The sequence below is a fragment of the Variovorax palleresanus genome (genome assembly GCF_051144945.1).
GTDB lineage: Bacteria > Pseudomonadota > Gammaproteobacteria > Burkholderiales > Burkholderiaceae_C > Variovorax > Variovorax paradoxus_S.
The window spans coordinates 1,430,480-1,449,682 of record NZ_JBJNVP010000002.1 but is presented as its reverse complement, the minus strand read 5'-3'; the positions used below and the strand labels follow the sequence as shown (position 1 = coordinate 1,449,682).

Genomic DNA, 19,203 nt, shown 5'->3' with positions numbered 1-19,203 from the left:
GTTCCTGCTTTCGGACGACGTAGGAGGATGCTTACGCATTCGCGTTTCAAGGCATGCCTGTTGTGCTTGCTGTCGTGGCACACCTTGTCGTCCAGAGGTGATGGACACCACATATCGCCTAGACAAGCGCCTCGCCGTCCGGCCCTGATACCCTCCAAACCAACCATCCAAGCCCAATACCGATGCCCGACCTTCCGCACAGCCCCGCCGCCGACCGCAACAAGCAGCCCATCCTCGATGCATTGATCCTCATCCTCGGTGAGCGTGGCACCGCGCTGGAGATCGCATCCGGCACAGGCCAGCACGCCGCCTGGTTCGCGGCAGCAATGCCCCAATGGATCTGGCAGCCCACCGACGCGGACGCACGCATGATCCCCGCGCTGGCAAGCCGCGTTGCAGAAGCCGCACTGCCCAATCTCTGCGCGCCGCTCCTGCTCGACGTGATGGCGCCTCAATGGCCAACGCAGGGTGCAGCGTTCGCTGAAGAAGAAAAGAAGTTCGACGCGATCTACTGCGCCAACATGCTGCACATCGCGCCCTGGACCACATGCGCCGCGCTGATGCAAGGGGCCGCGCGGCATCTGCTTCCTGGCGGGATGCTGATCACCTACGGGCCTTACTTCGAAGAAGAAGTCCCACCGGCGCCGAGCAACCTGGCGTTCGACGAAGACTTGCGCGCCCGCAATTCCGCCTGGGGCATACGCCGCCTGGAGGACGTGGCGGCAGAGGCGCGTCGCAGAGGCCTTGCCTTGCGAGAGCGGCATGCGATGCCTGCGAACAACTTGCTGCTGGTCTTTGGCTTCTAAGGTTCGCTGGTGGGTGAGCGGTGTGTTTGTCATTTTCGTAGTCGCTCTGGAAGAATGGCTTCCATCGCCCGTCAACTGACTCCGTCCATCGCGGAAACTCCCGTCCATGACCGATCTCCCCACCCCCTCCCGCGTCGCCGTCGTCACCGGCGGCGCGCGCGGCATCGGCCTGGCCATTGGCCGCTGGTTCCTGGCGCACGGCTACAACGTTGCGCTGCTCGACATCGATGCCGTCACGCTCGATCAGGCGGTGGCCGATCTGGCCGAGCCGGAACGTGTGCTTGGCGTGCACTGCGACGTATCGAATCCTGCGCAGGTGGGCAGTGCCGCGAAGGCCGTGGTCGCGCGCTTCGGGCAGGTCGATGCGCTGGTCAACAACGCGGGGGTGGCGGTGTTCAAGCCAGTGTTGCAGACCTCGTTCGAAGAGTGGCGCGCCGTGCTCGGCACGAACCTCGACGGTGCGTTCTTGTGCACGCAGGCGTTCGGCGCGCTGATGGTCGAGCGCGGGCGGGGCGCGGTGGTCAACGTCGCTTCCATCTCGGGCCTGCGCGCGAGCACGCTGCGTGTCGCCTATGGCACCAGCAAGGCGGCGCTCATCCACCTGACCAAGCAGCATGCGGTGGAGCTGGGCAATGCCGGTGTGCGCGTGAACGTGATCGCGCCGGGGCCGGTGGAAACCGAGATGGCCAAGCTCGTTCACACGGTGGCGATCCGCTCCGACTACTACGACACCATCCCGCAGGGCCGCTACGGCACGCCGGAAGAGATGGCCAACACGGTGGGCTTCTTGTGCAGCGACGAGGCCAGCTTCATCAACGGCCAGGTGCTCGCCGTGGACGGTGGCTTCGATGCCGCGGGGGTCGGCTTGCCGACCTTGCGCAAGGGACCGGCTGCGTCCTGAATGCCTATTGCCGCAAACGCGGTATGACTCGGCTGGTGGATGCTCAGCGGCACATGTCGTAGCCGCCGGTCTCCAGGTGAAAGTGGTCGCTGTGCACGGCGTTGTAGTCGGGGCCCAGAACGCCATTGAAGAAGCGACAGGCGCCGCGGTGCGCATCGAGCAGAAGCAGCACCTCCGGATCGTTCGTGCTTTTTGTGCCGGCGCCGTCGCGGGGCCAGGCTTGCAGCACCGTGATGCGTCGGCCATCGGCCAGCGTCAGGGCTGTCACGTCCAGCGCATCGGCTGTCGCGTGCCGGCTGCGTGACGCGCCCGGCACTGCCCCTTCGCCACGGTTCACGTTGCGGCAGGCATAGCTGCCAAGGTGATCGATGGCCACCACCGGTTGGCCGAAGCGCTGCATGGCGGCGGGCTGCAATGCGTGCCTCTCCCACATGAAGAAGGACAGCGCCATGGGGCAGCTGAGCGAAGGCGCGGTGCCCAGGCGCACGCCGGCAGAGCGCAGCCTGACGGCGTTCTGAAAGCCGCAGCCGGGGCCGGTGACGCGGTCGGGCAGCAGGTCGTACTGCATGCCGGTTTGTGCCAGCGCCGCAAGGCAGCGCGCTGGGTCGCGGCGGGCCCGGGAAAGCTTGAAGCCGGTGAGCCAGTCTGGCGCCGCCGCGACGTCGAGCGGCGCCCACGGATTGAAGCGCTCCGGAATCTCGACCGTGCCGGTAGCGACGGCCCACACGCCCGCGGCGAGCGCGGCGCAGACCGCAGCAGCAGCCACGCCGAGCCGGCGCTTGCGGCGCGAAGGCGTCGGCTTGATCGGGTCATCGGAGGAGGCCATGCAGCAGAACTCGCGTCTTGCGTTTTCCGAGGCCTGTGGCTTCAGGGCTGCGTCGCAATCAACGGATCCAGCTCGGCCCGTATGCGCCGTATCGCCACTTCATGCCGCAGCGTCTGCGCCCCGCGTCCGTAGGTCATTGCCTTGCGGATCAGCCGCAGCTGCTCGCGCTGCAATTGCGTCTTCAGCAGCCTCGCGCGCAGGCCGAAGGTCCAGCCGATCTGCCTGCGAACCCTGTAGCGCAACAGAGGCGCCCCCAGCCGGAGCCATTCGTCGTCACGGATCAGCTCGCGCTCCGGCACGAAGTAGGCTGCAAGCGCATGAAGGTAGGCGCCGTTCTCTCGGGCGGCTTCGCGCCAGAAGAGCCAGGCTGCGGCCATCGCGGGAATGCCCTTGATGACGAGCAATACCGCCATCTCGCCGTAGCCGCCATCGAAGAGGTCTTCGAGCCATGGCGAGTTCCAGATGAAGTGCATGGCCCACGCGAGTGCGAAGCACAGCAGGGCGCAGGCGATCCTCACCGCCATCGGCCGCTCGGGGTGCAGCAGAAACCATGCGACGCCGAAGGAGGCGATCGTCGTGTAGGCCGCGTGGCTCCACAGCCCGCTCAAAAGGCCGCGCGTCAGCAGGTTGATGAGCACTGGCACCACCTGGTTCTCGAGCGGAAAGTGCATCGACGCGTTGACGGTGTACGTGAGGTTCTCGACCACCTGGAATCCCAGCCCCGTCATGGCACCGACGATCAGCACCGAAAGATAAGTCTGGAACTGGTTGCGCGCCACCAGCACCAGCAGCACGACGCCAGCAAGCTTCAGGAACTCCTCGGTGATCGGCCCCGCGATGGCCGGTCCCCAGGCCGCGACGAAGTCCGGCGACACCAGCTTGGCGCACAAGCTCTGAATGGCGATGTTCGCGGGCGCGGCAAAGTACACGGCGCCCAGGCCGCCCCATGCAAAGGCCAGCCCGAAAGCCTCCGGCGGATGCTGTTCGAGCAAGTCCAAGGCACGAAAGACGAGAAGAAAAACCAGCGTGTAGATGGCCCACACCAGGATGCCGAGCAACGCGGTGATGGGGACCACGCGGAATCCCATCGAGAACATGTTGACCGTGTAGAACAGGCCGTTGACGATCAATGCCGCCAATACCCAAAAGGCTGCGCGATGTGGCTGAAAGAACGAATCGGTGCCAATGGGCCAGTCGCCCCTGTCCTGTTGTTCGGGAACGTTCAGGTTCACAGCGGCGCCTCCAGGTCCATCGACTCCAGCATGCTCCGGGCCTCGGCCATCGCCTCGGGCAGGCCGTCGGTGGCGCCATAGAAGTCGATCTGCACCAGCGACCGGCGCTGAAGGTCGACCACCTGCCAGAAGCGGCCTGCAAGCTTCGAGCCGTAGTAGGCAAAGGTCTTACCCTGCAAGCCCCAGGTCGTGACGAAGTCCGACGGGTCGCCGTCGATGCGCAAGCGCTGGCCGCGCTCCATGAGCCGTTGCTGCCGCACCAGCGGCCCGTCCGGCCCGCCCGCCCATGGGCCGGTGGTCACCAGAAACTTGTGGCCGCCCTTGAACAGCATCAGCGACCGGCCTGCCTTGGAGCGGGACACGTCCATCTCCCATCCGCTGGCGGGAACGAACCTCGCATGGCCGACCTCGATCATTTCGCCCGCAGGCAACGGCCGGTTGCCGGGCGTGTGCCTGTCCCAGAAAACGAGGCCGCCCACGTAGCCTGCAATGGCCAGCAGAACGGCGAGCGCACCTGGCCAGGTGCGGTACGGGATTCGGCGTGAGGGCTCGGGCATGTTTTGATCGTGCCATATCCGTCTGCAGGCCGGCTCCTTGCCTTGGCCGGATAGGCTGCTCGCGTTAGAGTCTGGCCACGTCCACAAGACAGCCAATCCCACATGCCCGACGCACTCGTAGTACCCGCGCCACGTCCCCGCATGCCACTGCTGCTGCTCCGTCTGCTTTCCATTGGCGCCTGCCTCCTGGCACTGGGTTGCGCGAGCCCGCGGGCACCTCCGCCGTCGGCCGGCTACGGCACCTCGCCGCTCACGTCCGAGGAATCGAACAGCGTCGCGATCCATGCCCTCGGCCTGGTGGGCACGCCATACCGCTATGGCGGCAATACGCCCGAAGGCGGGTTCGATTGCAGCGGGCTCATCGGCTACGTGTACAAGAACAGCGCGGGCCAGGCCACGCCGCGCACGGTGGCGCGCATGGCGGCGTTCGGCCGGCCGGTGTCCGCGTCGGACATCCGTTCGGGAGATTTGGTGCTCTTCGGCGCGTCCACGCCCACGCACGCGGGCATCTACGTGGGGGCAGGGCAGTTCGTGCATGCGCCATCGACCGGCGGGGAGGTGCGGCTCGACCGGCTGGACGGCATCTACTGGTCGCGCCAACCGATGCAGGCGCGCCGGCTTTAAGCGCTTGAAAAGCGCGACTCAATCCAACTCAACGGTTCAGCGTAGTCATCGGTCTACAGGGATGCCTGCCTTGGGGCGGTCCGACCGGTGTGGCATGCTGTGCCGATATCACCGAACCTCGGAGAGGTCCCTATGAAGAAACTCATCGTCCTGGCCATCCTGGGCCTTGCCACCGCGCTCCCGGCCTTTGCGCAGCGCGATCCCGACACCTACGAGCACGACCGCCTCTACTGCGCGAGCGGCCGCTCCGGCGTCGACTTCAACACCTGCATGTGGCGCATCCAGCGCGACCGCGAGGAGCGCTACGAGCGCCGCGAACAGCGCGCCTACGAAAGAGAGCAGCGCCGCGAATACGAGCGCCGCGAGCGCTGGGCCGAGCAGCCACCCCCGCCGCCGGTCTATCGCCAGTGGGACGCCCCGCCTCCCGGCGAACAGCCGCGGCTGAGCGACATGCAGCAGCGTGCGCTGGACAACTGCAACCTGCTGGCCCCGCGCGACCAGCCCCGCTGCCGCGCAACGGTGATGTCGACCGTCCGTTGACGCCATTGCTTGCATGAGGAGCGCCGCGGGCGCATGGCCGGCGCTAGGGTTTTCCATTAAGAATTCCCACGCATAGCGCCCACGCGGTCCGACGGATGCGGGTTCGAGGCTGGCGGGGAACACTCCCGGTTCCAATACCGAGGAGACATTCCCAATGCACAGCATCCGCCGCCACCTGGTGTGGCTCGTTGTGGCCGTGGTCGGCGCATTCGCGCTGGGCACCGTCGCCCTCACGCGTGGTGAAAGCGTCAACGCCCTCTGGGTGGTGACCGCCGCGATCTGCACCTACCTGATCGCCTACCGCTACTACAGCCTCTTCATCGCCGAGAAGGTGCTGAGGCTCGACGGCAACCGCAAGACGCCGGCGCACCGCCACAACGACGGGCTCGACTACGTGCCCACCGACAAGAACGTGCTGTTCGGCCACCACTTCGCGGCCATTGCCGGTGCCGGTCCGCTGGTGGGCCCGGTGCTCGCCGCGCAGATGGGCTACCTGCCGGGGCTCTTGTGGGTGCTGGCGGGCGTCGTGTTCGCAGGTGCCGTGCAGGACTTCATCATTCTCTTCATCTCCACGCGGCGCGACGGCCGCTCGCTTGGCGACCTCGTCAAGCAGGAGATGGGCACGGTGCCCGGCATGATCGCGCTGTTCGGCACCTTCATGATCATGATCATCATCCTCGCGGTGCTGGCGCTGATCGTGGTGAAGGCGCTGGCCGAATCGCCGTGGGGCACCTTCACGGTGGCGGCCACCATTCCGGTGGCGCTCTTCATGGGCGTGTACCTGCGCTTCATTCGACCGGGCCGCATCGGCGAGGTGTCGCTGATCGGCTTCGTGCTGCTCATGCTCGCCATCTTCGGCGGCCAGGCCGTGAGCCAGAACCCCGCGTGGGCGCCGCTCTTCACCTTCGACGGCAAGGCGCTCACGTGGATGCTGGTGGGCTACGGCTTCATCGCCGCCAGCCTGCCTGTGTGGCTGCTGCTGGCCCCGCGCGACTACCTGTCGACCTTCCTGAAAATCGGCACCATCATCGCGCTGGCCCTGGGCATCGTGTTCGTCATGCCCACGCTGCAAATGCCCGCGCTCACGCAGTTTGCGCAAGGCGGCGGGCCGGTGTGGGCGGGCAGCATGTTCCCGTTTCTGTTCATCACCATTGCCTGCGGCGCGGTGTCGGGTTTTCATGCGCTGATCTCCTCGGGCACCACGCCCAAGATGCTCGACAACGAGCGCCATGCGCGCTTCATCGGCTACGGCGGCATGCTGGCCGAATCGTTCGTGGCGGTGATGGCGCTGGTGGCGGCCTCGTGCATCGAGCCCGGCATCTACTTTGCAATGAACAGCCCGGCCGCGCTGGTGGGCAGCACCGCGCAGCAGGCCGCGCAAACCATCTCGAGCTGGGGCTTCGTGGTCACGCCCGAGATGCTGGTGCAAACCGCCAAGGACGTGGGCGAAAGCACCATCCTCGGACGCGCGGGCGGTGCGCCAACGCTCGCGGTGGGCATGGCCCACATCCTTCACCAGGTGATCGGCGGGCAGGCCATGATGGCCTTCTGGTACCACTTCGCGATCTTGTTCGAGGCGCTCTTCATTCTCACGGCCGTGGACGCCGGCACCCGCGCGGGCCGCTTCATGCTGCAAGATCTGCTGGGCAGCTTCGTGCCCGCGCTCAAGCGCACCGATTCGCTGCCGGCCAACCTGATTGCCACGGCGCTCTGCGTGGCGGCGTGGGGCTACTTTCTCTACCAGGGCGTGGTCGATCCGCTGGGCGGCATCAACACGCTGTGGCCGCTCTTCGGCATCTCCAACCAGATGCTGGCCGCGGTGGCGCTGCTGCTCGGCGTGGTGGTGCTGTTCCGCATGAAGCGCGAGCGCTACGCGTGGGTGGCCATTGCGCCGGCCACGTGGCTCTTGGCCTGCACACTCACCGCGGGCTGGCAGAAGATCTTCTCGCCCGACCCGAAGATCGGCTTCCTCTCGCATGCGGCCAGGTACACCGAAGGCCTTGCCAACGGCGTGCTGGTGGCGCCGGCCAAGACGCCCGAGGCCATGTCGCGCATCGTCTTCAACGACCGGCTCGACGCTGCGCTCTGCGCGCTCTTCATGTTCGTGGTGCTGAGCGTGCTGGTGTATGCCGTGAAGGCATGCCTGGCGGCGCGCGCGGCCAACCGCCCCACCGCGCAAGAGACGCCGTTCGAACCGCTCGCCGCGTCGGCGGCGCGCTGAGCGAAGCCATGGGTCTCGCATTGCCGGAGGCCGGGCGCTACTTCGCCCGCTCGCTCAAGCAGTCGCTGCGGCTCATGGTCGGCATGCCCGACTACGACGCCTACCTGACCCACATGGCGGCCACCCACCCGGACCAGCCGCCGATGAGCTACGAGGCGTTTTTTCGGGAGCGGCTCGAGGCGCGCTACGGCGCCGGCAAGGGCCGCTGCTGCTAGGGCGCAGGGCCCGTTTGTTGCTTGTTCGCTTGACCCGCGCGGAACGCGGGTGATAGCCTGCGATCGCCCGCGAGAAGCGGGCTTTCTTTCGCCCAAGCTCGAACGAACAAACAACAGAACGGACCTATGACCTTTCACAAGCGCCACCCCTTCTTCATGAAACCCGCGCCGTTGCGCACCGCCTGCCACGGCATGGTGCTGGCCTGCGCACTGCTGTCCGGCACCGCCATGGCCCAGAAGCCGCACCAGGGTGCGCTGGACGCGGCGACGCAGCAGAAGGACGAGGCGCTCAAGCTGCTGGAACGCATGGTCAACATCGACTCCGGCTCGGCCAACACCGAGGGCCTGGACAAGGTGCGCGCGATGGCCGTTGAAGAGCTGCGCAAGCTCGGCGCGCGCATCGAGACCTTTCCGGCGGAGCCGCATCCCGGCACCAACGTGGTTGCCACGCTCACCGGCCAGGGGAAGAAGAAGATCCTGATCCTCGCCCACATCGACACCGTGTTCAAGGAAGGCACGGCCGCGGCCAAGCCGTTCTACATCAAGGACGGGCGCGCCTACGGCCCCGGGGTGATGGACAACAAGGGCGGCGTGGTCGCCGGGCTGCAGGCGCTGAAGATCCTGCAGAAGATCGGCTTCAAGGACTATGGGCAGATCACCTTCCTCATCGACACCAACGAAGAGGTGGGCTCGGTCGGCACCAGCGCGCTCATCGAGCGCGTGGCCAGGCAGCACGACGTGGCTCTGAATCTGGAGCCGGGCCGCCCGGCCGACGGCCTCGTGGTGGAGCGCAAGGGCTCGGCCACGGCCCTCATCGAAGTGAAGGGCCTGGCCTCGCATGCAGGCGTGGCGCCCGACGCGGGCCGCAACGCCGCCATGGAAGTGGCGCACCAGGTGCTGCAGCTTTCAAAGACGGGGGATGCCGCAAAGAAGACCACAGTGAACTTCACGGTGCTCGCGGCCAACGGCCCGACCAACGTGATTCCCGCGAGCGCCAGCGCCAAGGGCGACGTGCGCGCCGCCACGCCCGAAGAGCTCGACCGTGTCGAGAAGGACCTGGTCCGCATATCGCAGGACAAGCTGATCCCCGACACCGAGGTGCGCGTGCGCCTCATCCGCGGCCTGCCGCCGATGCCGCGCTCGCCTGCGTCGGACAAGCTGGTCGCGATGGCCGAGGGCATCTACGGCGAGATTGGCAAGAAGCTCACCATCGAGAGCAGCGGCGGCGCGGCCGACGCCAGCCTGGTGGCGGGTGTGGGCGTGCCGGTGCTCGACGGCTTCGGCATCGTGGGCGGCGGCATCCACACGCCGGACGAATACGCCGAGGTCGAGAGCGTGGTGCCGCGGCTCTATCTGCTGTCGCGCATGCTGATGGACCTGAGCGCCAACTGAGCGTTGCGCCGGGCAACTGCCTGGCGCCCCTGGGCGAACCGACGTTTAGAATCCGCCGGTTCGCGCGATGCGATCCCCTTCTGCTGCACTCCCTGGCCACCGCGCCAGCATGGGTCGGCGAGGGCACCCAACCCAGATTTTCGAGGCAGGGCACATGCGTTTCTCCATCCGATGGATGGCGAGGCGGCATGTCGCTTCGCGATCTTGTTGTTGCCCTGAAGGAAATTTTTCATGTCCGTTCGATCGCGTGCGCCGCGCCTGCGCCACCGTCCCCTGTGTCTTGCCGTGCTGGCCGTTCTGGGCGCTGCCGCCCACGCGCAGGGCACCGACACGCTCAAGGAGATCACCGTCACCTCCGAGCAGGAGACCGGCTATGCGCCATCGGTGAGCAGCACGGCCACCAAGGGCAGTGCGCCGCTGCGCGACATTCCGCAGGCGGTCAACGTACTGCCGGCGCAGCTGCTGCGCGACCAGGGCGCCACGTCGATGCAAGACGCGCTGCGCAATGCGCCCGGCGTTTCGTTCAATGCCGGCGACGGCCAGCGCGACCAGGTGGTCATCCGCGGATTCACGGCCATTGCCGACTGGTTCGTGGACGGCGTGCGCGACGACGCGCTGTACTTTCGCGACCTCTCGGACACCGATCGCATCGAAGTGCTCAAGGGCCCGGCCGCGGTGCTCTACGGTCGCGGATCGTCGGGCGGCCTGGTCAACCGCGTGACCAAGAAGCCGATATTCGAGCGTCCCTTCGGCGAGGTGTCGCTCGGCCTGGGCACCCACGACTTCAAGCGGCTCACAGCCGACCTGAACCAGCCCATCGGCGAGAACATGGCCTTTCGCCTTAACGTGGCGCGCGAAAAATCGGGCAGCTACCGCGACCAGCAGTTCATCGACCGCTACAACATCGCCCCCTCTCTGGCGATGAAGTTCAGCCCGCAGACCGACCTGCTGCTGCAGTACACCAGCGCCTACGACCAGCGGCTGACGGACTTCGGCATTCCGGCGCTCAACGGCCGCCCGGTCAACGTGCCCATCGGCACCTACTACGGCTCCGCCTTCGCGAAGCGCGACGACACCACGACCACGCGCGTGCAGTCTTTCACAGCCACGCTCAACCATCGCTTCAGCGATACGCTCCGCCTTCGCAACACCACCCGCTACTACAGCTACAAGCTCGACCGCTTCAACACCTTGCCCAGCGGCACCACCGACCCGGTGCGGATGACCGTGGGCCGCACGCGCGGCTTCGTCGATCGCGACGAGAGCGGCTGGTTCAACCAGACCGACCTGACCTGGCGCAACGAGCTCGGCGGCTTCAAGCAGGAATGGCTGGTCGGTGCCGAGTTGGGCAAGCAGGACAAGCGCCTGTATTCGGTGTCTTCCCCCACCGGCTTCGAGCGCGTGAGCATCCTCAACCCGGTGTCCGCGCCGCCGCCCATTCCGCTTGCAAGCTACCTGGCCAACAGCGCGATTCCGAGCAACTCCACCTTCAAGACGACGGCGCTCTACGCGCAGAACCAGATCACGCTGGCGCCGCAGTGGAAGGCGCTGATCGGCGGGCGCTACGACGTGTTCGACCAGGAAACCTCCTTCGAGCGCACGCTGGCGCCCATGTCGCGCACCGACCGCAAGTTCAGCCCGCGCGCGGGCGTGGTCTGGCAGCCGACCGAAGCGCAGTCTTACTACGTGTCTTACAGCCGCTCGTTCCAGCCTTCGGCCGAGACCTTTGCACTGTCGGCCAACAACGCGGCCAACGACCCCGAGATCACGGTCAACAAGGAGATCGGCGCCAAGCTCGACTTCCTGGACGGCGCGCTCAACCTCACGGCGGCGCTGTTCAACCTGGAGCGCTCGGGCATCAAGAACACCGATCCTGCCAACCCGGCGCGCCAGATCAACGTGGGCACGCAGCGCACCAACGGCATGGAGCTGGCGCTGGCCGGCAAGCTGCCGGGCCGCTGGGACGTCAGCGCAGGCTACGCCTACCTGGACGGCCGCATGGTCAAGTCGCTGGCGACCGTGAGTTCGCTGCAGCTGCCCATTGGTGCGGCCATGCCGGTGCAGGGCAAGGTGGCGTCGCTCACGCCGCGGCATTCGGCCTTCGTGTGGCTCATGAAGGACCTGGGCCATGGGCTGAGTGCGGGCGGTGGCGTCAACTACGTGGCGGCGCGCTACGCCTCGCTCAGCAACCTGGTGACGCTGCCTTCGTATGTGACGGCCGACCTGGCCGCGAGCTACCGGACCGCGAAATACGAACTCTCGGTGAACTTGAAGAACATCACGGGCCGAAAGTACTACGTGTCGGCACACGGCAGCGTTGACAACCTCATCATGCCCGGCCCCGGACGCGAACTGCAGGTGGCCTTGACCGCGAAGTTCTGATCGTTTGGAAGAGCGCAGAAAGCGGGCGCAGGCTCAGGCGCGCACTGAGCCTGCCTGCGCGAATTCCAGTTTCTTTTTGCAAGCGCTTGCTGCCACGATGCCCTTCACACAACTCAATGGTGGAGAACATCGATGGCATCCGAACTGAATCAGATCACGAGCTGGTCGCTGCGCTGGCGCATCTTTCTTGCGGGCGCGCTGTGCCTCGGGGCGGCGCTTTCCGCGGCGCAGCCGCCCGACGCGAACGTCGTGCTGCATGCCGAGCAGCGCTTTCAGCTGGCGCTGGAAGCGCAGACCGCGCGCGACTACCGCGCGATGCTCGAGCAGCTCAGGCAGGCGGCGTTCGAGGAAAACGCCGAGGCGCAGGAGATGCTCGGCATGGTGCTGCTGGCCGGCCCTACGCTATACGGCGCAGCGGTGAAGGCCGACCGCTGCGAGGCCCGCAGGTGGATGCTGCGGGCCGCGTCGCAGGGCAGCGACACGGCCAGGGTGCAGCTCACCTTCCTGAACAGGCTGCGCCATTCTCCGGCCGGGAGAAACGCCTGCGAGTAAGCCTGCATTCCGGGGCCTGTGACGTGCGGTTACCTCAGTGTGCGCGAGGATGTCTCATCGGTGAATGCGGGGCTAGACTCCTGGTTCACGAAATCCTCGGCATGAGGCCGACTCTCATCAATGAAACTCTGGTCGATTTCCATGGCGCTTGCTTTTGCCGGCGCCGCCCACGGCGCTGAAAACTGCGAAGCCCTGCGCGCCCAGATCGAATCGAAGATCGCCGCGTCGGGTGTGACGCGTTTCAGCGTCACCACCATCGATGCCAACGCACAGGCCAATGGCCAGGTGGTGGGCAGCTGCGATCTTGGCAGCAAAAAGATCGTCTATCAGCGCGAAGGCGCTCCCGCAGCCGACGGCGCCTTGGCGCGCCCCGCGCCAGCACCTGCGAACGAACGCATCCTGACGGAATGCAAGGACGGCACGGTGACCGTCGGCGGCAGCTGCAAGCAGTAAGCCGCGGCCCTGGCATCGCACTTTTTTCCGGAGCTCACCTTGTCCCGCAAAGTCTCTCGCATCGCACTCTCGGTTTCGGCCGCCGCCATTGGCAGCATCGCGGCGTACTGGACCATCCTGGCCGCACGCCAGGGGCACATCCTGTTCAACGTCAGAAAGCATCCGGTCGTTCATCTGTCCGACCACTTTTCCACCTACTCGCACACGGTGCCGGGCGGCATGGTCCGCGGCTACGTCTATCACCCGCAGGGCGAAGACTCGCTGCAAGACCTGTTCATCTATTTCGCGGGCCGCGGCGAGGACGTACGCGCCACAGCGCAGGCGCTGCACTGGCTGCCCGATGGCTTCGGATTCGCGGCAATCAACTATCGGGGCGTGGCCGATTCGCAGGGCCATCCTTCCGAGATCGCCTCGGTGGCGGACGCGATCCAGTTTGCCAGCCACTTGCGCAAGGCTTTTCCCAAGGTACGCCTGCACGTGGTCGGGCGCAGCCTGGGAACGGGCGTGGCCATCCAGCTGGTGGCGCAGCAGCATTTCTCCAGCCTGCAACTGGTCACGCCCTACGACTCGATGCTGGAAGTGGCAAAGCGGCGCTTTCCGCTGGTTCCGCTGTCGCTGCTGCTGCGGCACCGGTTCGATTCGCTCATGCACTGCAAGGAGGTGGCCGCAAAAACACAGGTGCTGCTGGCCGAGCGCGACGACGTGGTGCTGCCCGAGCGCTCGCAAAAGCTCATCGCGGCCTGGCCGACGCCCATCAGCGTGCAGACCGTTCCCGGCTCCGATCACCACAGCATCATGGGACTCGAATCGACCTGGCTTCACCTGGTCGACTTTGCGCTGACGGCGATTCTTCCGGAGCCCGAGCCAGAACCGGTCGAGCCGGTGGCCGCCTGAGCCGGCAAGGAAGACCGCTCAGCCTGCGCTCAAGGCGGCAAACCCGCGCGCCAGGTCGGCCAGCAGGTCCGAAGGCGCTTCGAGGCCCACGTGCAGCCGCACCACGGCGCCGCGCGCGGTCCAGTCGGTCACGCTGCGCGCCGCGCGCATGTTGGCCCAGGCCACGAGGCTTTCGTAGCCGCCCCACGATGAACCCCGGCCGAACAGCGAGAGGGCATCGACCATCCGTTCGACCGCGGCGTTTCCGATGCCCGGTTGCAGCTCGAACGAGACCAGCCCGTTGGTGCCGCGGCAATCGCGCTGCCAGAGTTCGTGGCCGGGGTGCTGCGGCAGCGCGGGGCAGAACACGGCCGCCACTTCAGGTCGCGCTTCGAGCCAGCCTGCCACTGCTAGCGCATGCCGCTCGTGCATCTGCAGCCGGGCTGACAGGGTACGGATGCCGCGCAGCACCAGCCATGCGTCGTCAGGGCTCACCGTCATGCCGAAGGCGTCGCAGCGCTCGTTGAGCGGCTGCCAGGCCTCGCGCGTGGTGGCGACCGTGCCCATCATCACGTCGGAATGGCCCGAGAGGTATTTGGTGGCGGCCATCAGCGAGATGTCGGCGCCCAGCGCAAGCGGCCGGTATTGAACGCCCGAGCCCCATGTGTTGTCCGCGGCCAGGAGCGCGCCGCGTGCATGGGCCAGCTCGGCCAGGCGGGGCAGGTCGCACATCTCGTACACCAGCGAGCCCGGGCATTCGGCATACACGAGCCGCGTGTTCGGCTCGAAGCGTTCCTCCACGCCGCTGCCGTCCGCGGCAAAGAAGGTGCAGCGGATGCCGTAGGGGTCGAGAAAGGAATGCACGAGGTTGCGCGCCGGCTCGTACACGCTGTCCGACATCAGCACGTGGTCGCCGGGCTTCAGGTACGACAGCAGCACCATGCCGATGGCCGCGAGGCCGGTGGGAAAGAGGCGCGTGCGATAGCCGCCTTCGAGTTCGCTCACCGCATCTTCGAGCGCGAAGGTGGTGGGCGTGCCGCGTGCGCCGTAGCTGAAAACCCGCTCGTCGCCGCGCCGTGCGCGGGCATCGCGCATGGCGGCCACGCTGTCGAACACCACGGTGCTCGCGCGCACCAGCGGCGGGTTGACGGGCTTGCCGCCGGCGTGGAGGGACTGCTTGCCGGTGTGGGCGAGGCGCGTTTCCAGCGCCTGCGCGGCGGGATCGGTGTGCGAAGAAGCGGGCATGGTGGTGAACGAATGGCGTTGTTCGCGAGGCCTCTATGGTGCGTCAATCGGCTTTCGCGCCGGAAAGCTTGACGACGCGCGACCAGCGATCGATGTCCAGGCGCAACTGCGCGGCAAAGGCTTCGGGCGTGTTGGCCACCACCTCGCTGCCGCCGTCGGTCACGAGCTTGCTCACTTCGGGCAGGCGCAGCGTGCGCACGATGGCTTCGTGCAGATAGGCCACGCGCTCGGGCGGCGTGCCGGCGGGCGCGAAGAAGCCGTACCAGTCTTCGAAGCGGGCATTGGCGTAGCCCAGCTCCTCGAGCGTGGGTACCTTGGCGAACACGCCGATGCGGCGCGGGCTGGTGACGGCCAGCACGCGCAGCTTGCCGCTTTGCACCATGCCCGCGACCGAGGCGGTGGAGGTCACCAGCACGTCGACCTGGCCGCCGAGCAGGTCGGTGAGCGCGGGGCCGGCGCCTTTGTAGGGCACATGGGTCATGTCCACGCCGCTGTCTTTTTGCAGCACCACGCCGACCAGGTGCGAGAGCGTGCCATTGCCCGGCGTGGCATAGGTGACCTTGCCGGGGTTCGCCTTGGCGCGCGTGGCGAGATCGGCAAAGGTCTTGTAGGGCGAACCGGCTTCCACCACCAGCGCGAGCGGCGCCGCGTTGACCTGCGTGATGGGCATGAAGTTCTTCAGCGGATCGAAGCCCGGCGCCGAGTAGAGCGACGGGTTCACGGCCATGATCGACACCTGCGAGGTGAGCACCGTGTAGCCGTCGGGCTTGGCCTCGGCCACCGACCTGGCGCCGATGTTGCCGCCCGCGCCGCCGCGGTTGTCCACCACCGCGGCCTGGCCCATGATTTCCGGCAGGCGCGTGGTCACCAGCCGAGCCGTGGCGTCGTTGCCGCCACCGGGTGGAAAGGGCGAGACGAACTTCACCGTCTGCGAAGGGAAGCCGTTGCGCGCGGGCAGCGGCTCGGCCGCGGCAGGCTGCAGGGTCATGGCCGCCAGCCATGCGGCGACGACGACGGAGAGACGGGCAAGGCCCGGAAGGCGATCGGCAGACGACATGGCAGGACTCCTGGAATAGGAACGGACAACGGCAAACGAGTGGAAGGAACGATGCGAAACCGGATCAGGCGTGCGGCACGGCGGGCAGCCTGAAAGCCGCCCGCTCCTGTGCGTCGAGCTGCGCGACCAGCCCGGTTTCCCAGGCCAGGTAGCGGCGCGCCGCTTCCTTGTTGCCGTCGTGGCGGTCGTGCACGAAGAACAGGTAGTCGATGCACTCCGCATCGGCGGGCAGCTCGGGCGTGGCTTCCACCGGCAGTCCGGCACCGCGCCACGCGGCCATGCCGCCTTCGAGCAGCAGCGGGGCGGGCGAGCGGCCGGCGAACTCGGAGGCCGCGGCCCAGGCCGCGAGTGCGGCGTCGTCGGCCAGCAGCACCAGTTGCCGCGTTTCGCTTTTCACATCGTCGGCGAGGCGCGGGCGAATGGACCAGCGTGCCTGCGGAATATGGCCGGCGCGAAACTGCATGCTCGGGCGCAGGTCGATCAGCGCCACGTCGCCTCGGGCCAGGCGGGCGGACAGTGCTTGCGCATCGATGGTCGCCAGCGTGGGGGCCGCGGGAACGGCCGCAGGCGAAAGAGCAAGCCCGCTCGCAAGCCCGCCTTCGAGCACGCTCGCGTCGTGCCCCATCTGCCGCAGCCAGCTCGCAATCGTCGGCGCGCGTACGCCGTCGTTGTCGAACAGCACGAGCCGCGCGCCGCGCACGCCGACGTACTGGTCTCCGGCCTGCATCAGCTGGCCACCGGGCGTGTGCTGTGCGCCCGGCAGGCTGCCGGCCGCGAATTCTTCGGGCGTGCGCACGTCGCAGAGAAACAGGGTGCGGTCCGTATCGCCGGCCCATTGCTGCACGGTCTGCGCGCTGACCGTGGGCACGTCGAAGCGTTCGGCCAAGGCTTGCGCGGCGGGCCGAAGATCGGCGCTGCCGCTCTCCACCGGGTAGCGGCGCGTGCCGCCGTGCTCCAGCGTGTGGTCGTTCAGGTACCAGCCCTGCGTGCCGTTCTCCAGTGCATAGACCGGGTTGGGCAGGCCGAGGTTGATGAGCGTCTGCGCGCCGATGATGCTGCGCGTGCGGCCCGCGCAGTTGATGACGATGGGCGTGGTGGTGTCGGGCACCAGCCGGCGCACGCGGTAGGCGAGTTCGCCGTTGGGGCAGCAGGTGGCCGTGGGGATGTTCATCTTGTGGAACTCGCTCACGGGCCGGCCGTCGAGCACCACCACTTTTTCGTTGCGCGCCAGCATGCCGGCCAGTTGATCGGCACTGACGCGGGGCGTGTGATAGACCTCTTCGGCCAGCTCGCCGAAGGTCTTCGACGGCAGGTTGACACCCGCAAAGAGCGCCTGCCCCGAGGCCTTCCAGGCGCGGGTGCCGCCTTGCAGCACATGCACGTCGGTGTAGCCCAGCACCGCGAGTCGCCGGGCGGCGCGCTCGGCCACGTCGGAATCGCCATCGTCATACGCAACCACCCGTACGCCGCGGCGCGGCACGAGGCGCGGTGCATCGAGTTCGAGCCGGCTGAAGGGCAGCGGAATGCCGTAGAACAGATGCGCCTCGCCGTACTGGCCGTGCTCGCGCACGTCGAGCAGCGCGATCTCGCCGCCGTCGTGCAACCAGGATTTGAGGGTCTTCGGATCGATATGAGAAGTCGTCATGGGGCAGGAGAAAAATCGATGAAGCGGAAGCGGCAGGGCGAGCAGCTCCGTGCGACGCCGCATCGCGGCCCGCATCGGAAAATTGGAAAAGGGAATGCCTAGCGGCGCGTCTGCACGCCGATGCCCATCGTCTGGTACGTGCCCGCCGCGAGGTCGTACGCAGTGCGCTGGTTCAGTGTTTCGAGCGCTCGGCCGTACATGTGCAGGTGGCGAATGACCTGCTCGCCCTGGATCTCGACCGAGTGGATGTCTTCGGGCATGAGCGCGATGCCCTTGCCCGGTTCCACAACGACGAGCGCGGTTTCATCGAGCTTGCCGACGCCCGGCACCGAGCCGTCGTCGCGGCGCTCGTACACGCGGTTGTGTTCGGTGCCTTCCACCGCGGCAATGCAGGCCCAGGTGGTGTGGTTGTGCGGCACGATCTTCTTGCCTGGCCGCATCACGTTGAGGTAGAGCGCATAGCTCTGGTCCGGGTCTTCGGCGATCAGGTAGCGGGCCTGATGCTCGCCGGCCTCGGGCGCCGGAAAGTCGGTGGCACCCCAATAGTCGGTGCGCGCGGCCAGGCCTTGCAGCGCGCCGAGCACCGCATCGAGGTTTTCGCGGGTGGGTTCAGCGCCGCCAATGGCTTTCTTCATCTGGGCGATGGACGCGGCAACCGCCTCGCGGCGCTGGTCGGACAGGGTGCTCATGCAGGTTTCTCCAGTGGGGATGCTTGTCTTGGTGTGCATTCACTTTAGTGACGCGGGCGTGACTCGACAATCCAGCCGGCGCACGAAATACATCAATAAAATTAATGTATGCCCACGCTCGATCTCGACTTGTTGCGCTCTTTTGTGGCGGTTGTCAGCCACCACAGCTTTGCGGCGGCGGCCGTGCACCTGGGGCGCACGCAGTCGGCCATCACGCAGCAGATGCAGCGGCTCGAAGAGCAGGCAGGCCACCCGCTGTTCGCCCGGCAGGGCCGGCAGAAGCGGCTCACCGAACATGGCGAGCGGCTCCTGACCTATGCCCACCATCTGCTCGCGCTCAACGACGAGGCGCTGCGCAGCCTCCGGCAGGGCGAGCTCGAAGGCAACCTGCGCATCGGCGCGCCGCACGACGTGGCCGAGACCATGTTGCCGCTGCTGCTGTCCGAGATAGCGCGCACATCGCCGCTGCTGCAGCTCGACATCCACATCGGCCGCAGCCCCTACCTCATGACCTCATTGAAGAGCGGCGAGGTCGACATGATCATCTCGAACCGCGCCGATCCTCAGTTCGATGGCGTGGTGCTGCGCAATTCGCCGACCGTGTGGCTCTGCGCGGCAGGCTACGTGCACGATCCGGCCAAGCCGGTGCCGCTGATCATGGCGGACGGGCCCAGCATCTTTCGCCGCATCGGCCATGAGGCGCTTGATGCCGCGGGCGTGGCGTGGACGCCGCGCTACACGTCGTCGAGCCTGATCGGCATCAAGGCGGCATTGCGCGCGGGCCTGGGCGTGACCGCCCGCGGCGTGGAACAGCTCGACGCAGGCCTGCGCGTGCTCGGCGCGGGCGACGGCATGCCGCGCCTGCCCGACCTGGCCTACTACCTGTACGTGCGCAGCCACGTGGTGAACCCGGTCACGCGGCAGGTGTTCGAAACCTTGAAGAAGCACCTGCGGTTGCCGCGTACCGACATGCCGGCCTGAACCTGCGAAGGG

General features: G+C 67.0%; 19 protein-coding genes. 12 read left to right on the top strand and 7 right to left on the bottom strand.

Features of this window, described 5'->3' with window-relative positions; translation table 11 throughout:
* Positions 1-182 precede the first annotated feature (182 nt).
* Complete coding sequence (locus ACJ7Z0_RS10585; protein ID WP_434789829.1) at positions 183-806, top strand: DUF938 domain-containing protein; 624 nt, start codon at positions 183-185, stop codon at positions 804-806.
* A gap of 106 nt (positions 807-912) precedes the next feature.
* On the top strand, positions 913-1,707 hold the full coding sequence (locus ACJ7Z0_RS10580; protein ID WP_434789828.1) for an SDR family NAD(P)-dependent oxidoreductase: 795 nt from the start codon (positions 913-915) through the stop codon (positions 1,705-1,707).
* 43 nt (positions 1,708-1,750) lie between these two features.
* On the opposite strand, the gene ACJ7Z0_RS10575 is transcribed toward ACJ7Z0_RS10580, so the two are convergent.
* The 3 genes from ACJ7Z0_RS10575 to ACJ7Z0_RS10565 are packed head-to-tail and all read right to left on the bottom strand — an operon-like array spanning position 1,751 to position 4,322.
* On the bottom strand, positions 1,751-2,533 hold the full coding sequence (locus ACJ7Z0_RS10575; RefSeq protein WP_434789827.1) for an extensin-like domain-containing protein: 783 nt from the start codon (positions 2,531-2,533) through the stop codon (positions 1,751-1,753).
* A 41-nt stretch (positions 2,534-2,574) separates the two neighbouring features.
* Entirely contained in the window at positions 2,575-3,765 is a 1,191-nt protein-coding gene (locus tag ACJ7Z0_RS10570) for a PrsW family intramembrane metalloprotease (RefSeq protein ID WP_434789826.1), read from the bottom strand.
* Positions 3,762-4,322: a hypothetical protein gene (locus ACJ7Z0_RS10565; RefSeq protein ID WP_431128575.1), complete on the bottom strand. Its 561-nt coding sequence runs from the start codon at positions 4,320-4,322 to the stop codon at positions 3,762-3,764. Before ACJ7Z0_RS10565 ends, ACJ7Z0_RS10570 begins: the two co-directional genes overlap by 4 nt.
* Before the next feature lie 102 nt (positions 4,323-4,424).
* On the opposite strand from ACJ7Z0_RS10565, the gene ACJ7Z0_RS10560 reads away from it, so the two are divergent.
* The 9 genes from ACJ7Z0_RS10560 (at position 4,425) to ACJ7Z0_RS10520 (ending at position 13,595) form a co-directional block, all read left to right on the top strand.
* Positions 4,425-4,946 carry a C40 family peptidase gene (locus ACJ7Z0_RS10560; RefSeq protein ID WP_434789825.1) on the top strand — a complete coding sequence of 174 codons (522 nt, stop codon included), beginning with the start codon at positions 4,425-4,427 and terminating at the stop codon, positions 4,944-4,946.
* A gap of 132 nt (positions 4,947-5,078) precedes the next feature.
* Positions 5,079-5,486 (top strand): hypothetical protein, encoded by a 408-nt coding sequence (locus ACJ7Z0_RS10555; protein ID WP_434789824.1) that lies wholly within the window; start codon positions 5,079-5,081, stop codon positions 5,484-5,486.
* Between the two features lie 154 nt (positions 5,487-5,640).
* Positions 5,641-7,707, top strand: a complete 2,067-nt coding sequence (locus ACJ7Z0_RS10550) for a carbon starvation CstA family protein (RefSeq protein ID WP_434789823.1) — start codon at positions 5,641-5,643, stop codon at positions 7,705-7,707.
* 8 nt (positions 7,708-7,715) lie between these two features.
* A complete protein-coding gene (locus tag ACJ7Z0_RS10545; RefSeq protein WP_198086834.1) occupies positions 7,716-7,922 on the top strand; it encodes a YbdD/YjiX family protein in 207 nt (68 codons plus the stop codon).
* Between the two features lie 156 nt (positions 7,923-8,078).
* Positions 8,079-9,314 (top strand): glutamate carboxypeptidase, encoded by a 1,236-nt coding sequence (locus ACJ7Z0_RS10540; protein WP_434792645.1) that lies wholly within the window; start codon positions 8,079-8,081, stop codon positions 9,312-9,314.
* A gap of 231 nt (positions 9,315-9,545) precedes the next feature.
* Positions 9,546-11,696: a TonB-dependent receptor gene (locus tag ACJ7Z0_RS10535; RefSeq protein ID WP_434789822.1), complete on the top strand. Its 2,151-nt coding sequence runs from the start codon at positions 9,546-9,548 to the stop codon at positions 11,694-11,696.
* 132 nt (positions 11,697-11,828) lie between these two features.
* Positions 11,829-12,248 (top strand): SEL1-like repeat protein, encoded by a 420-nt coding sequence (locus ACJ7Z0_RS10530; RefSeq protein WP_434789821.1) that lies wholly within the window; start codon positions 11,829-11,831, stop codon positions 12,246-12,248.
* A 120-nt stretch (positions 12,249-12,368) separates the two neighbouring features.
* Positions 12,369-12,701, top strand: coding sequence for a DUF1161 domain-containing protein (locus ACJ7Z0_RS10525; protein ID WP_434789820.1), 333 nt, complete (start codon positions 12,369-12,371; stop codon positions 12,699-12,701).
* A 39-nt stretch (positions 12,702-12,740) separates the two neighbouring features.
* Positions 12,741-13,595, top strand: a complete 855-nt coding sequence (locus ACJ7Z0_RS10520) for an alpha/beta hydrolase (protein WP_434789819.1) — start codon at positions 12,741-12,743, stop codon at positions 13,593-13,595.
* A gap of 18 nt (positions 13,596-13,613) precedes the next feature.
* On the opposite strand, the gene metC is transcribed toward ACJ7Z0_RS10520, so the two are convergent.
* The 4 genes from metC to ACJ7Z0_RS10500 all read right to left on the bottom strand — a co-directional run bounded on the left by metC (position 13,614) and on the right by ACJ7Z0_RS10500 (position 18,210).
* Entirely contained in the window at positions 13,614-14,819 is a 1,206-nt protein-coding gene (gene metC, locus ACJ7Z0_RS10515) for a cystathionine beta-lyase (RefSeq protein WP_434789818.1), read from the bottom strand.
* A 43-nt stretch (positions 14,820-14,862) separates the two neighbouring features.
* Positions 14,863-15,876, bottom strand: a complete 1,014-nt coding sequence (locus ACJ7Z0_RS10510; RefSeq protein ID WP_434789817.1) for a Bug family tripartite tricarboxylate transporter substrate binding protein — start codon at positions 15,874-15,876, stop codon at positions 14,863-14,865.
* 64 nt (positions 15,877-15,940) lie between these two features.
* Positions 15,941-17,521, bottom strand: coding sequence for a rhodanese-like domain-containing protein (locus tag ACJ7Z0_RS10505; RefSeq protein WP_434789816.1), 1,581 nt, complete (start codon positions 17,519-17,521; stop codon positions 15,941-15,943).
* Between the two features lie 98 nt (positions 17,522-17,619).
* Positions 17,620-18,210, bottom strand: a complete 591-nt coding sequence (locus ACJ7Z0_RS10500) for a mercaptosuccinate dioxygenase (RefSeq protein WP_434789815.1) — start codon at positions 18,208-18,210, stop codon at positions 17,620-17,622.
* A gap of 108 nt (positions 18,211-18,318) precedes the next feature.
* Here ACJ7Z0_RS10500 and ACJ7Z0_RS10495 point away from each other — a divergent pair, with 108 nt between their 5' ends.
* Positions 18,319-19,191, top strand: a complete 873-nt coding sequence (locus ACJ7Z0_RS10495) for a LysR substrate-binding domain-containing protein (RefSeq protein ID WP_434789814.1) — start codon at positions 18,319-18,321, stop codon at positions 19,189-19,191.
* Positions 19,192-19,203 lie beyond the last annotated feature (12 nt).

What these genes read in the sequence shown, in the direction of transcription:
- ACJ7Z0_RS10585 (WP_434789829.1), top strand. Translation starts at nt 183, where the DNA reads ATGCCCGACCTTCCGCACAGCCCCGCCGCCGACCGCAACAAGCAGCCC.
- ACJ7Z0_RS10580 (WP_434789828.1), top strand. Translation starts at nt 913, where the DNA reads ATGACCGATCTCCCCACCCCCTCCCGCGTCGCCGTCGTCACCGGCGGC.
- ACJ7Z0_RS10575 (WP_434789827.1), bottom strand. Translation starts at nt 2,533, where the DNA reads ATGGCCTCCTCCGATGACCCGATCAAGCCGACGCCTTCGCGCCGCAAG.
- ACJ7Z0_RS10565 (WP_431128575.1), bottom strand. Translation starts at nt 4,322, where the DNA reads ATGCCCGAGCCCTCACGCCGAATCCCGTACCGCACCTGGCCAGGTGCG.
- ACJ7Z0_RS10560 (WP_434789825.1), top strand. Translation starts at nt 4,425, where the DNA reads ATGCCCGACGCACTCGTAGTACCCGCGCCACGTCCCCGCATGCCACTG.
- ACJ7Z0_RS10555 (WP_434789824.1), top strand. Translation starts at nt 5,079, where the DNA reads ATGAAGAAACTCATCGTCCTGGCCATCCTGGGCCTTGCCACCGCGCTC.
- ACJ7Z0_RS10550 (WP_434789823.1), top strand. Translation starts at nt 5,641, where the DNA reads ATGCACAGCATCCGCCGCCACCTGGTGTGGCTCGTTGTGGCCGTGGTC.
- ACJ7Z0_RS10545 (WP_198086834.1), top strand. Translation starts at nt 7,716, where the DNA reads ATGGGTCTCGCATTGCCGGAGGCCGGGCGCTACTTCGCCCGCTCGCTC.
- ACJ7Z0_RS10540 (WP_434792645.1), top strand. Translation starts at nt 8,079, where the DNA reads ATGAAACCCGCGCCGTTGCGCACCGCCTGCCACGGCATGGTGCTGGCC.
- ACJ7Z0_RS10535 (WP_434789822.1), top strand. Translation starts at nt 9,546, where the DNA reads ATGTCCGTTCGATCGCGTGCGCCGCGCCTGCGCCACCGTCCCCTGTGT.
- ACJ7Z0_RS10530 (WP_434789821.1), top strand. Translation starts at nt 11,829, where the DNA reads ATGGCATCCGAACTGAATCAGATCACGAGCTGGTCGCTGCGCTGGCGC.
- ACJ7Z0_RS10525 (WP_434789820.1), top strand. Translation starts at nt 12,369, where the DNA reads ATGAAACTCTGGTCGATTTCCATGGCGCTTGCTTTTGCCGGCGCCGCC.
- metC (WP_434789818.1), bottom strand. Translation starts at nt 14,819, where the DNA reads ATGCCCGCTTCTTCGCACACCGATCCCGCCGCGCAGGCGCTGGAAACG.
- ACJ7Z0_RS10510 (WP_434789817.1), bottom strand. Translation starts at nt 15,876, where the DNA reads ATGTCGTCTGCCGATCGCCTTCCGGGCCTTGCCCGTCTCTCCGTCGTC.
- ACJ7Z0_RS10505 (WP_434789816.1), bottom strand. Translation starts at nt 17,521, where the DNA reads ATGACGACTTCTCATATCGATCCGAAGACCCTCAAATCCTGGTTGCAC.
- ACJ7Z0_RS10500 (WP_434789815.1), bottom strand. Translation starts at nt 18,210, where the DNA reads ATGAGCACCCTGTCCGACCAGCGCCGCGAGGCGGTTGCCGCGTCCATC.
- ACJ7Z0_RS10495 (WP_434789814.1), top strand. Translation starts at nt 18,319, where the DNA reads ATGCCCACGCTCGATCTCGACTTGTTGCGCTCTTTTGTGGCGGTTGTC.